Genomic DNA, 14,205 nt, shown 5'->3' with positions numbered 1-14,205 from the left:
TCTGTGTATTTTACTTAAGAAAGTGCAACCAAGATTCACGGATGAGAAAATGGCTAAAAACAACAACGTCGAAACACATAAGAAAAATACAAAAATAGAGAATGAAAAAAGCAGCGAGCTAAAGCCAAAAGAAAGAACAAAAAAGAAGAAGCTCAGACTGCATTCACACCTAAGGGTTAACATCCCACTCTTCCAGTCTCTCATGATGATCTTACCCTCATTGGCTAAGCACGCTGAAGCTACCGAGGAGTCAGGTGATACTCCCCATGACAAAGATTTAACAACGACAAATAGTGTTGCAGATGAAACCATCGTCGATAAACACGTAGGTGCAACTCCCTTAGAAGCTGCTCATCCAAACACTCAAACAAATGAGAGCCAAGAAAGCCCTAATACCAATGAAAGTCAGGTCCCTCACGGGGCAAACACGCATTTAGTTCCTTCTCATCACCTATCGACGCTTTCACACCCGCAAGTTCATTACATACCTTCAGTCTCCATGCCAACCATTTCAGCAGGAGGTAACGGTCAGCCTAGTCATTCAAACACGCCTCCTACACCAACTACACCCGTCACTTTTATTCCAGAAGTGATCAAGGGGACGTACGGAGAGCTTCATGTCGATGTAAACGGCCAATACACGTTCGTTCTAAACCCCAACTCACCTCAATACATCTTGCTGAATCAACACCAACAAGGTACTGATCACTTTGCGTTACACCTATCTAATGGTGCGAGCATCGTTGTTCAGATACCGGTAACGGGTAAACAAGATTTGCCAAGTATTTCTGGTGATTTAACTGGGGTCGTTACCGAAGATCACAATATCGATTCACAAGGTTTACTCCATGCGAATGGTAAAATTGACGTCGTTGACCCTGACCAAAATGAAAGTTCAGTAACACCAGAAGTTATCTCAGGTAAATATGGCTCATTAACCATAGACGCGAATGGACACTGGCAGTATCAAGTAGACAACTCGCTTTCTAACGTTCAAGCGTTAACCGGAGCGACTTCATTACATGAAAGCTTCACGATCCACACTAAAGATGGTACCCCACAAACCATAGATATGACGATTGGTGGTAACGATGACAATGCGGTTATCACTGGTGTAGACGCGGGCTCGGTCATAGAGGATCTAACAACTCAAGTACAAGGACAACTTTCAGTAACAGACCCAGACCTTGGAGAAGACCATTTTCAAGCGTCTCAAGTTAATGGTCATTTGGGGACATTAACCATCACTAAGGATGGAGCTTGGACCTACGATCTAGACAACTATAGCCCCTACGTGCAAAAGCTTACCCAAGGTTCGACTGCAACAGACATTATAACGGTTCATTCCGCCGATGGTACCGCACACCAAATCGTCGTTACTATAAATGGCACCAATGATTCAGCTTTGATCACCAATAGCACTGGGGGTTCACCAAATTCATTTTTCGCTATTGGAAAAAGTACCCAATCGAATCAAGTTATTGAAGATCATAAGCTCACGGTTTCAGGTCAATTGAGCGTAAGTGACATCGATGCAAAAGAGGCGCATTTCTCTGATACCGACCTGCAGGGAACACTAGGTACTTTTCACCTCAAAGACAATGGCTCTTGGACCTATGATCTAGATAATAAAAACCCACAAGTCCAAGCTCTTGGTAAAGGTTCTTTAACAACAGACATCATAACTATTCATTCTGCCGACGGCACACCCCATCAAGTTTCTATTATCATAAACGGTACGAACGACAGAGCGGTTATTGGTGGCTCAAGTTCAGGTGCTGTGACTGAAGAAACTCAGCTGCAAACATCCGGTACATTGACGATTAGTGATGTCGATACGGGTGAAGCGCATTTCTCCAATAGCAATGTGCAGGGCACGTTTGGTACGCTGCACTTAACGGATTCTGGTTCGTGGACGTACGATTTGGATAATACCAACCCTAAAGTTCAAGCATTAGGCCAAGGGAAAACCGCGACCGATACCATCACGGTTCATTCTGCTGATGGCACACCACATCAAGTGACGATTACGGTAAATGGCACTAACGACAAAGCAATTATTGGTGGAACAAGCTCAGGAGCTGTCACCGAAGAATTTCAGCTTCAAACCTCTGGTACGTTGACTGTCACTGATATCGATACAGGCGAAGCACATTTCTCCAATAGCAACATTATTGGAACTTTAGGCACATTACACTTAACAGATAATGGTTCGTGGACCTATGATCTAGATAACTCAAACCCGACCGTTCAAGCACTTGGGCAAGGTCAGCAAGTAAAAGATATTATTACTGTTCAGTCAGCCGATGGAACACCCCACCAAATTGCAATAGTGGTAAACGGTAAAAACGATGCAGCTGTCATTACGGGGACAACCACAGGTGCGGTAACAGAAGATCGTATCAATGGTATGCAATGGTTGTTAACCGATGGGAAAATGCATGTCTCCGATAGCGATTCTGGAGAGGCTAAGTTTGATCCGGTGATACATGCGCATAATTATGCGGGCATTGGCTATACATCCATACTTGGTGCAGAGGTAATTGTAACTCCAGATGGCGATTGGCATTACCAACTGGATAATAATATTCAGCAGGTTCAATCTTTAGGGCAAGGTCAGTCCTATGTCGATAAAGTCACAGTGCATACCGTCGATGGCACAACGCAAGAATTACAAATCACCATTACTGGGACAAACGATAATCCAACGGTCACAGGTTCTAGGGTATTACCCGCAGGTTCCGAAGATCAAACATTGCATATCACTCAAACTCAGCTCCTAGCTGGTGCGAGTGATATTGATAAGAACGATGCTAGCACTTTGTACGTTGATGCTGTTACCGCTGATCACGGCACGGTTACGCATAATACCGATGGTTCCTTTACTTTCCATCCGGACAAAGATTACAACGGCCAAGTCCACTTCACTTATGATGTAAAAGACGCTCATGGTGGTTCAGCACAAGCAACGGCATCGACAATGCTTACTGCAACATCAGATTCAGCCATTATTAGTGAGGTATCGACTGATCATGTCACTGAAGATGGTCCTCACAGCAGACACAATGCAGGAGTAACAACCGAACTCGCAAATGGGCGGCTACAAGTTGTGGATCCTGATAGTGGTGAGGATAAATTCCAATACAGCCAGTTTGGTGAAACGGCCATTCACGACCCGTTTGGTGGCATGTTACGGATTGATAGCATGGGCAATTGGGGATACAGCGTTAATAACGCGAATTTGCAGCACCTTGCCGAGGGGCAAACTAAAACCGTTGTCTACCGTGTACATAGCTATGATGGAACGGCTTACGAGTTACACATTAATGTAGTCGGCACCAACGATGCACCAACCGTTACTCAAGTCGCGCTGAGCAACGGTACTGAAGATACCCATTACCAAATGCAAGCCAGTCAATTTGGATTCAGTGATATCGACACTGGCGATACGCTACATTCCATAGCAATCACAGATCTACCACTAGCAACACAAGGGAAGTTTGTGCTTGATGGACATGATGTTACATCGGGACAACAGATCCCTACAGCTGACATTAGTAAGCTTCAGTTCGTTCCTGCGCAAGATTTTAATGGCGATGTTCAGTTTAAATATACTGTTAACGATGGACATACCGACTCTAAAGAGGCTACCAACACACTTCACATTGATGCTGTGGGAGATGTGGCAGTTATAACAGGTGTTGATATTGGCGATGTCCATGAAGGACATGGCTATACTGCACCAGATGGCAGTATGTCCGTTGGCAGTGTTGATGATCGTTCACCTGACTATATGCACGGAAATATCGGGAAGTTGTGGAACGATGAAATCCATACCGATGGCCACCTATCGATAGTGGATGCTGATGCAGGTGAAAGCCAGGCCCAAACAGGCACTTATTACGGCACTCATGGTCGTGTCATACTTCAAACTAACGGAGATTGGAGTTACTTTGCCTCCATCGGCCAAGATGCAACCGGCAGAGCTATTGATCATCTGGGCAAAGGGGAATCACTAACCGATACTGTCACCGTTAAATCTGCAGATGGTACCACACACGATATCGTTATCACCATTCATGGCGATAACGACCGTCCGTATTGCTCTGGTGAGGTGCAACTCAACAGCGGTAAAGAAGACCTCGCGCAAACCATCACTGCATCTGAACTTTTGGCAAACACCATAGATGTAGATACCAATGACATAGGCAAACTGACGATTACGAATCTTCATGCCGATCATGGGTCTGTTCTAGATAACCATGACGGCACTTACACTTTTACCCCAAGCAAAGACTATAACGGTCAGGTTCATTTCACTTATGATGTGCAAGATGCACATGGCGGTGTTACTGCTACGGGCGCAACGTTGCAACTTGTTGCGGTATCAGATGCTGCCCAAATTATTGCAGCTGGTGTGACTTTAAAAGAAGATCATGTTCTCAGTGGCACTACTTCTCTGCATTCAGAAGGGCAGTTTCATGTTATCGACCCTGATGGCCCTTCCGAGTCTCAATTTGCCATGGCTCCGGGACAGATAACGTCTTTCTATAAAGGCTCATTCGGTGGTGACTTACAAATAAACTCCAACGGAAATTATTTCTATAACATTGATAATAGTACCGTTGATCATCTAAGAGATGGTGAGCATGTAACAGACCGATTTACAATAAAAAGCGTTGACGGTACAACGAAGGAAATTGAATTTGTGATTCAAGGTACGAGTGATACACCGACGATTGCCCGCTCTAGTTTACACGAGTTTTCCTTTGAAGATGGAAGCGTTCTACATGGCAGTCTCTATGGACTCGATCCCGATAAAGGTGATAAACAAACTTTAACGTATGAAGCGTTAGGGAGTGCCGCTGGATTTCATTTAGATCCAGATGGTAGTTACACCTTCGACCCATCTAATTCGGCATACCAACACGCTTCATTAACTTATGGGAGTGATTTACAAATCTATGTCCCAGTCAAAGTTACGGACAGTGAGGGCTTGTCGAGTGTTCACAATATGCGCTTTACTGTTATGCCCACCAACGATGTGCCAATTGTAACCAGCTCTGTTTCCCTAAGCTCAGGCACTGAAGATCATTCCGTCGTACTGCATAGCCGCGAGTTGTTGGCTCATGCCAGTGATGTCGATGATTATGACCGATTGCATATATCCAATCTTCACGCAGACCATGGTTCGATTGCTGATAAGCATGATGGGACATTTACCTTCACGCCTGATAGCAATTATAATGGTGCCGTTAAGTTTAGCTACGATGTGACGGATAACCATGGCGCATCGACGCATACCAGTGCCTCTATGACGCTGGCTGCTGTGGAAGACAAAACTGAGTTTATTGGCGCTAACCACGGGGTTGCTACAGAAGACATCCGCACCCCAATGAGTACAAATGTTTCGCTATTAGATGCCGTTGATTGGCAGGCATTGCAGATTACCGATGTTGACAGTCCCAATACACAAGTCACGGTCGAATTTGCGGGTAAACAATACACATGGGATTTAGGAGCTGATCTCGACGTTACAACACCCTATGGTAAATTCCAATTCCACACCATAACCAGTGGGCCCCATCAAGGTGAGCATTCTTGGAGTTATATTGGCGACAATAATAATGTTCACGTGCAAGAATTAAAGCATGGTGAATCATTAACTGAATCAATAAAGCTAATAGCAACCGACGGTACTGAATTTCCTATTACGGTTAAGGTTAACGGCACAGAGGATGGGGTCGTAATCGATTCCAAATCAGAACTTGGTCATGTCGTAGAAAATGCCCAAACAGGTGCTTCAGTTTCCGGCAATGTGGTCGCACACGATGTTGATCTCCACGATACGGTGAGTTGGACACAAACACCAACCGGTGGCGTCAACGGTCAATATGGCACGTTCCACCTAAGTGCAGACGGACAATGGCATTATGACGTTGATCAGAGTAAAGCGACAAAATTAGGAGATGGTGACGAGTATTGGGAACACTTTACAGTTGAGGCAGTATCTACTGATGGTAGCCATGTCTCGAAAAGCGTATCGGTTATTGTGCATGGCAATAATGATGCTCCGACTGTATTACGTGGTGAGGTAACTTTACCTGCAGGTAAAGAAGATACTTCAATCCATATTACACAAGCTCAATTAGTCGCCAATGCTATCGATATAGATGCCAATGATAGAGGCTGGTTACACGTTCAAAACTTAACCGCTGACCACGGTAGCTTAGTATCAAATTCAGATGGTAGTTTTACCTTTAACCCCGCCCCTAATTACAACGGAACGGTCCACTTTACTTACGATGTTGCCGATAGACACGGTGGTATTACTCATACTGGTGCGAACACAACACTTGCTGCCGTCAATGATGCTGCTGTTTTTAGTGGTGTCGATACGGGAAGTGTTACTGAAGATCACAACGTCCACGCTTCTGTACAAGGAAACTATTCTTATAAGCTTGAGACAAGTGGGACATTAACGGCGACAGATACGGATACCGGTGAGTCAGGCTTCGATTTTAGAACATTGATAACAGCTTCAACTCATCCTGAATGGGCACCTTACCAATCAAAACTGGGAGGACAGCTGGAAATAGATCAACATGGCAACTGGAACTATTACATTGATAACCGCAAACCTGAAGTTCAGGGCTTAGGTGCAGGTGAGACTCTAACTGACACCGTCACTATCCAATCTAAAGACGGGACTCCACATGTCATTACAGTCACAATTCAAGGCACCAACGATGCTCCAATTCTCGGTGTCAACCAAACATCATCGACTACGGGTACATTAACAAAGACTGATATGGATGTGACTGACTCTCATACCTTCTCTGTCGTCAATACTACGGGTCAATTCGGTTCATTATCGGTCGACCCAAACACTGGTGACTACGTCTACACACCCAATACGTCTATCACAGGGATGAGTTATAACTCTGCCACCAACACCTATCATGGTGTCGATGTATTCGAAGTGAAAGTTAACGACGGCCATACTGAGGATTCGAAATTCATCACCTTTGATGCCTCGGGACATATCACTATGTCACCAACGGGTGGCCTAGTCATATCTACCACAGTACCTCAACAACCTACGGTTACAACGACACTACCAACCTTGCTAATGGTCAACAACGTAGCGCCAACGAACTCGGTGACATTGGATTTAGCATCGACGAGTGACTCGGGTTCGTCGAACACTGACAACCTTACCAACGACACTACCCCAACGATTACCGGGCACACTGATATTCCGTATTCGCAAGTGACCGTTTACGATGGTTCCACACCCGTTGGACACGCGCTGTCTGATGCATCTGGACAATATAGTGTTGCAGTAAGCAACTTATCGGACGGCGATCATAATCTAATCGCCAAAGCGTTGGCTCCTTCGTCAGTGCTACCGGCTACCTCTTCGCTTCTTTCCGTCCATATAGATACGCAAGTACACGTCGGCATTCAAACAGACCCGATTACCGCCGACAATGTGATTAATGCTCAAGAATCTAACAGCTCCATTGACATCACCGGATCCGTTTCTGGCGATTTTAATGCAGGCGACATTGTGACTTTATATGTAAATGGGACACAGCATACAGGCATGGTCGATGCAAAAGGACACTATTCAATTGCCGTACCTGGCAGTGAGCTCATAGCTGATACTGATCAAAAAATAGAGGCATCAATAGCGGTAACAGATAGCGCAGGTAACAGCGCTCAAGCCACTGCAGATGTTACTTACCAAATCGATACACAGGTTAGCGTTCCTACGATTACCTTTGAAAACGCTGGGGCAGACAACTTATACAGCAAAGCTGAAATCGCCCGAGGACAAGCAAACACGATCACTGCAACCGTTACGCCTCCTGGTGATGCCAAAATCGGAGAGCATCTTGTCGTTAACGGACAAGATCATGTATTAGATGCTCATACTCTGCAGCATGGAATACAAATTGAAGTTCATCCCGGTTCTAATGTACAAGCAACAATGACTGACGAACACGGTAATACCGCAGGTAGCCAAGGTTTTGCTGCAAGCGCTATACCTGAACCGATCGTTGTCAGGCCACCATCAGGAAGTCACCAAGTGTCTGGCACGCTTGGGGTTCCTCCACTGTTGCCATCTTTAACTCCGGTACCAACAGCACAAAGCGGTTGGCGAATCCATTTACCTAACGGACAGTACGTCACTAGTCATCATGGCCAATACGGGACATTAACTATTGATCCTCAGACTGGTCATTTACATTATCAAGAGCAAGCCCAAGTACACACGGGTCCTCATGGCAGCGCTTCAGGCATCGGTCAACATGAAGATAAATTTGAAGTGGCGCTGCAAGGGACAAATCAAGATGAAGTAGTCGCCCACGTGAACGTCCAGATACTCAGTCATGGGCCAGGGCATAGTGGCAAGCTTACTATTGGAACGGAAGTGGTTGATATGACGATCACACCTGTTGTCCATGCATCTCACCCAGCTCCCCCACCACCGCCTCCTGTTCAACATGACGAGCCAGACATAGCTTCGCAAGCCGACTTTACCGTCACTCTAAGCGATGATAGTAATCTGGATTTAACCCAGCAGACCCATCAAGAACCCGATCAGAAAACCAACCACCATGGTGCAGCCGCTTATCTGGATGCATTGGGCATTAAACCCGATGCAACATCGACAACGGTTCTCGATCAACCTGCGGATATGGATATCGTACTTGCACAAGTCGACCAACCAGATGCAGCCACACACGACCAAGCGCACTTGGATATGTCAGACGCGCTGGAACACCATGATGCAAACATCAACCATAACCAAGATGATGAACACCACCATCACAACGACGTAGACGGGCTGCCGGACATTGATCCAAACAGTTAAGCGATAACGAGACCAAACAGAAGGGAGCACATAATGTGCTCCCTTTTTATTATTTGCTGTGGTTATTCGTTTACTCTCAGCGACTCTTTATAACGATTACCTTTCACCAAATGCGACACTGACATTGGTGTAAATCGGTTTCCAAAGGTACTGGAACACAGACTTCTCACCCGTAGTGATGTCAACTTCACCCGTCATACCTGGCAAAATAGAAAAGCTTTCTGGGTTATCGCGAAAATATGGCGTATCAACCGAGACGACTACTTCATAGTAAATCTCGCCTCGCTCGCTTTGACTGGTGGTCGGTGAAATACTCTCAACCGCCCCTTTTAGCGCCCCAAAGCGGCTGTAATCAAACGCATCAATCTTGATTCGAGTCGGCTGCCCTACACTCACAAAACCAATATCTCTTGGCGACAAACGAGCTTTAAAATCGGCTTTCCCACCAACAGGAACGATTTCAACCACCGTGCCACCTGGCTGAATAACACCACCGTTTTGCGTGCTTGGCAGGCTTTGCACCAAGCCTTGTAGCGGTGACACCAACATGGTGTTGGTCAATTTAGCTTGGCTTGAACGAACTCTAGCATTCAATGCTGATAAGTCAGATACGGCTTTAGAACGATCGTCGCTGACTTTCGCCTTCGCCTCTGCTAAAAGCTGTTCAATTTTTTGCTCTGTGCGGTCTGCTTGCTTGATTAACACCGCTTTCTTACCACGAGCTTCTTCGATTTTCTGTTCGATACTGGCCAGCTTTTGTCGCATTTCAAGCACACGTAAACGTGAAATATTGCCCGCTTTATAACCCTTCTCTAGTATGTTCAGCTCTTGCTTGGTCGCATTCAGCTCTTTCTCGTAGCTAGGCAGTGACTTATCTACACTACGAAGCTGCTCTGCAATCTGCTCGCTCTCTTTCTCAAGCACCACACGCTTTTGGAAGTAGAGGGCTTTTTGCGCGTTCAGCTGCGCTTTTTGTTGGCTAACGATCTCTGGGTAATCGACTTCAAACTCAGCAAGGTTTGGCTCACGTTGTTCTAGCAGAGCATTCATACGTTCTACACTGGCTAGAAGCGTCACTTGTTGAGATTTCAATTCTTCAAGAGCGGTACGTTGGAAGGTCGCATCAAACTCAACAAGCGGCTGACCTTTCTCGACCAACTGACCTTCTTTAACGAGAATTTGCTTTAATTTACCGCCAATCGCGCTTTGTAATACTTGCTTCTCGCCTTCTGGAATGACTGCGCCTTTGGCTTTAGCAATTTCATCAACTTGGGTGACGACAGACCAAGTGGCAAAAGCGATAACACACAAAGCAACTGACCACGTCGCAAATGCCAATGTTCGAGCCGTATTTTGTGATTCAACAAGTTCACCGTAGCGCTTGCCCTTCTCGATAGGTTGTTTAGCCATTAGCGACTCCTTGCTTAGACTCTGATTGTTCTTGTGGGGCTGCGTCTTGCTGAGCAGCCGGATCTTGTTCTTGAGAAGTTTGAGGCTCCGAACGCTGTTCCTGCTCCGAACGCTGTTCCTGCTCCGAAGACTGCTTCGGCTCTAATGGACCGGCATAAACCACTGCACCTTCATTTAATACCACCACTTTATCGGCAAGCTTGATTAAATCCGGATCGTGGGACGTGTAGATCACTGTTGCTTTTCCTTTTTTCGACTGCACAAACTCACCAAATATACGCTTAGCGTTTGGATGAGCATCAGGCACAGGGTTATCCATTAAGAACATTGGGTAGTCATAAACCAACGCTTTTGCATCAATAAGGATTTGCGCGACGCTACCAGACAACATGTCAAAAAGGCTATCCGGCTGAATACTACTGATGGAGGTGTCTAGCCCACCTGACAATGTCTCGAACCAACGCTTTCCGCCGACCATTTCAATCGCAGAGATCATCTTCTGGTCTTCGACTTTGTGACCGTCGTTTAGCCACTCTCGAATACTCAGCGTGAGCAAATCAGGATATGCGGCTCGAATGAAACACCAGTGGCGATAAAGCTGCGGATCGTATTGAACGAGGTTAACGCCTTCAAGCTCGACCATGCCATTTTGGATAGGCTGCAAGCCAGACAGCACTTCGATCAATGTTGATTTACCGCTCCCAGAAGGGCCGGTAATCGCGACAATTTCACCGGTTTCAATATCAAAACTGACCCCATTCAAGGCCGGGCGACTCTGTTTAGGATAGCGCAGTGTCACTTGGTCTAATTTCAAGTTAGGCGCTACCACAGGTAACGGGTGATGCTGGTAACTGAATTCACGCTCGGACGGCTGAGACAAGATACGGTTCACTTGCAATTTGGATTGATTAAAGCTGTTAAAACGCATCGCGCTGTTTGCCAATACCTGAGCAGGCCCCGTTACCTTAGATATCAACATCATTGAAGCAATCAAGCCACCCGGGGTCATCACTTGTTCAAAAATAAGCCCTATCCCTAGTCCCATCACAGCTAATGTCGAACCAACCCCAATGAAATAGTAAATCGAGGTGTAACGACTCTGGAGAACCGATTGATTAAAAGTCACAGTAGACGCAAGAAGATTGGCCTTTTTGAAGCGTTGAATCCAGTGCTCTGAGAATCCAGCACTGCGAATAAAAGCGAGTTTGGATGACAGCTCATTGGTCATGTTTTGACGATTCGTACCTGCCACTGTCGATTGCATCGAGCGCTTACTGCTAGAGCGTATCGAGCGTTTTGCTAGCAAGTAATAAAGGATTAAAGAGACGGCTGGAACCAGTACTAACCACCCACCTAACACACCGATCGCAAGTACAAAAATGAGAATGAATGGCAGATCAAACAGCGCATTACCGAGTGGTCCTGATAGCACACCTGAAATGCGCTCCGACAACATCACTTGGTTTTGCTGACTAGAAGAGGCTGTTTGCTGATTTTGAGCATAGCTATTTCGAAGCAGACGCTGCACGAGGGATTGAGATATCTCACGACTCACCCGGTTTGAAACTGAAGCAAACACTCGGCTGCGCAATGTTCTTAACCAACCCATCATCACAAACAACAAAGCCGCGCCAATGGCGATACCTTGCAGCTCATGTCCTGCATCACCACCAATCACATGGTCATAAATCGACATCGTGATGAAGGGGACGGCAAGTGCAAACAAGTTGGTGATAAAACTGACCAACAACAATTTAGGAATGATGGGACGAAACGCATGTAACCTTTCGCCAACCCAATCAGGAGAAGCCTTCTCTAGTGGTGGACCTTCGATAACGATGCAAAACTGAGGGACATCGGTGATGTCGTCATTGGCATTAAAGGCAACAAATTGTTTGGATTCTAAATGACCAGAAACCAGCTCATTTTCACCAAGCACCAGTAAAACCAATTTATGCTCACCAACTTCATCTAGGTTGGCAACCAAGCGATAGGGCAATGCAAGCCTATCGAACAAGGCAAACATATCGTCGATTGATTCAATCCCATTTTCATCGACCCATTGATGTGCGAACAACTGGATATTCGCATTCACTTCCAACTGCTTAAGGACAGAAAGGCTTTCATTTTCTAAATGGTTCATCACCTCTTTTCGACCATTCGTATCTGCATGATTGCTAGCATCTAAACGATTCATACGATAGCCTCCTGGTTGTTCTCGCTGTCGACCGCAATAGTTCGACTTTCCACTGTAATGATTCGATTAGCCAATTCGCGAAGTTTAGAATGATAGCTCACCATCAGTATCGTCCGTCCTGCCGTCACTTCTTCTTCCAGCACCTTAACAAGGTTACCGAGAGCATTGAGATCGAGTGACGAATCCGGTCTTTCTATCATAATAACGGGCTTGCCACTCGCCAATTGAGCCGCAATATTGAGCATTTTAATATTGCCCATACTCAACAAAGAAGCACTTGTATGGCCAATTTGTGTCTCTAGTCCATCGGGTAATCGAGTGATTTCCTTGGTTAAACCCAAACGCTTAGCATAGTCACTGGCACTTTGCGTTTTCTCAGGGTCAAAGCCACACAAGTTATCAAGAATGGTCCCCGACACCAGTTGTCCTTTAACGCCACAGTAGGCTGCAATGTTGGTTACCGATGCGATTGAAACGGCAGCTCCGTTAATGAAGCACTCCCCCGCTTTTAGATCATCAATCCCTGCTATCGAAGACAGTAAGTGACTATTGGTATGGCGATCTTCACTCTCTAACAACACTAGTTCGCCTTTATTTAACGTCACATCTGCATGAGCGAGTTCACCGTATCTTTCAACGGTCGCTTGCTTGATTTCCAACACCTCAAAGTCAAATAAGTAGCTCTCAGCTTGCTCAGAATCTGAAGATTCCGATAATGATAAGTCACTCAATTTTTCTATTGCCTGATTGGCACTGTGTATTGAATTAAGCTTGATTCTAACCCCAACCAGAGCACTCAAAGGCGCAACCGCTCTGCCAGATAAGATAGAACATGCCGCCAAGCCACCAGTGGTTAACTGGCCATCCAACACCCATAAACTCCCCGTAATCACCAGTAAAACTGACGTCGCTAATGCTGCAAGCTGAATACACTCTTGAGCGAAGGCATTCTGTTCCTCTTCTCTCGCTTTAGACTGAGAACGAACATTATTGAGGGATTTGAACTGATTGAAGATTCGAGACTCAACGGCCTGACGTTTGATTCCCTGTATGGTTTGGCTCAGCAAAATCAAAAACGCTTTTCGCTCCTGCTCATCTTGGGAAGCTTCTTCACTTAGGCTTTTAACGCGAATCGAAGATAACCAGACAATTCCGAGAGTAATCAGCCAAACTGCCAAAGGTATTGCCACTAGCTCACCGCCGATATAAGCCACCAACCCTAAAAATATCAATGCAAAAGGTAAATCGATAAAGCCAGAGATTATTCCACCAGAATACCAATCCTTAACTTTGGATACCGACCCTAACCCCTCTTCGACACCACCCACACCGAGCTTACGAAGGTGGCCTGATGATGCAGTCGTCACCCTTTCAACCAAGGTTTGATAAGTGGCTTTTTCTGTATTGCTAGCCGCCGCAGACAAAAGCCAAGTGCGGACAAAACGTATGAGTGCTTCCATGGCTACGGCTAGTGTCGCCCCCGCTAAAAGCAGTGTGGCCGTACCATAGCTTTGATTGGGAAGAATGCGATCGTAGATCTGGAGAACCGTTAATGGAACGGCTAATGACAAAAGGTTAATAAGTAAAGAAGGCAGTAAGACTTTTCTTACTACCCCATTATTTTTTACTGACGTTACAGGCATACACAATCCTTATCCATGCTTATGAAATAAGATTGGTACACCATATTGGGTATTGCAAGGTAACGAACTGA

Annotated in this window: 4 protein-coding genes; 1 reads left to right on the top strand and 3 read right to left on the bottom strand. The window is 45.7% G+C overall.

Going from position 1 to position 14,205, the window contains the following annotated elements:
* Window positions 1-49: 49 nt before the first annotated feature.
* On the top strand, window positions 50-8,884 hold the full coding sequence (locus tag ATB74_RS04110) for a VCBS domain-containing protein (protein WP_061016736.1): 8,835 nt from the start codon (window positions 50-52) through the stop codon (window positions 8,882-8,884).
* 96 nt (window positions 8,885-8,980) lie between these two features.
* On the opposite strand, the gene ATB74_RS04105 is transcribed toward ATB74_RS04110, so the two are convergent.
* From ATB74_RS04105 to ATB74_RS04095, 3 genes are read right to left on the bottom strand one after another with little or no spacing between them, the layout of a single operon-like run.
* The gene (locus ATB74_RS04105) at window positions 8,981-10,294 is read right to left on the bottom strand and encodes an HlyD family type I secretion periplasmic adaptor subunit (RefSeq protein ID WP_061016734.1); all 1,314 of its coding nucleotides are present in this window, start codon (window positions 10,292-10,294) and stop codon (window positions 8,981-8,983) included.
* Window positions 10,287-12,491 (bottom strand): ABC transporter transmembrane domain-containing protein, encoded by a 2,205-nt coding sequence (locus tag ATB74_RS04100; RefSeq protein WP_061016732.1) that lies wholly within the window; start codon window positions 12,489-12,491, stop codon window positions 10,287-10,289. Before ATB74_RS04100 ends, ATB74_RS04105 begins: the two co-directional genes overlap by 8 nt.
* A complete protein-coding gene (locus ATB74_RS04095; protein WP_061016730.1) occupies window positions 12,488-14,134 on the bottom strand; it encodes an ABC transporter transmembrane domain-containing protein in 1,647 nt (548 codons plus the stop codon). Before ATB74_RS04095 ends, ATB74_RS04100 begins: the two co-directional genes overlap by 4 nt.
* Window positions 14,135-14,205 lie beyond the last annotated feature (71 nt).

This window comes from Vibrio splendidus, assembly GCF_001557875.1.
GTDB classification, from domain to species: Bacteria; Pseudomonadota; Gammaproteobacteria; order Enterobacterales; family Vibrionaceae; genus Vibrio; species Vibrio splendidus_F.
This window is presented reverse-complemented; position numbering and strand designations above follow the sequence as displayed.

Excerpts from the sequence above, each read along its gene's own strand:
- ATB74_RS04095 (WP_061016730.1), bottom strand. The coding sequence starts at position 14,134 with ATGCCTGTAACGTCAGTAAAAAATAATGGGGTAGTAAGAAAAGTCTTA.
- ATB74_RS04100 (WP_061016732.1), bottom strand. The coding sequence starts at position 12,491 with ATGAATCGTTTAGATGCTAGCAATCATGCAGATACGAATGGTCGAAAA.
- ATB74_RS04110 (WP_061016736.1), top strand. The coding sequence starts at position 50 with ATGGCTAAAAACAACAACGTCGAAACACATAAGAAAAATACAAAAATA.
- ATB74_RS04105 (WP_061016734.1), bottom strand. The coding sequence starts at position 10,294 with ATGGCTAAACAACCTATCGAGAAGGGCAAGCGCTACGGTGAACTTGTT.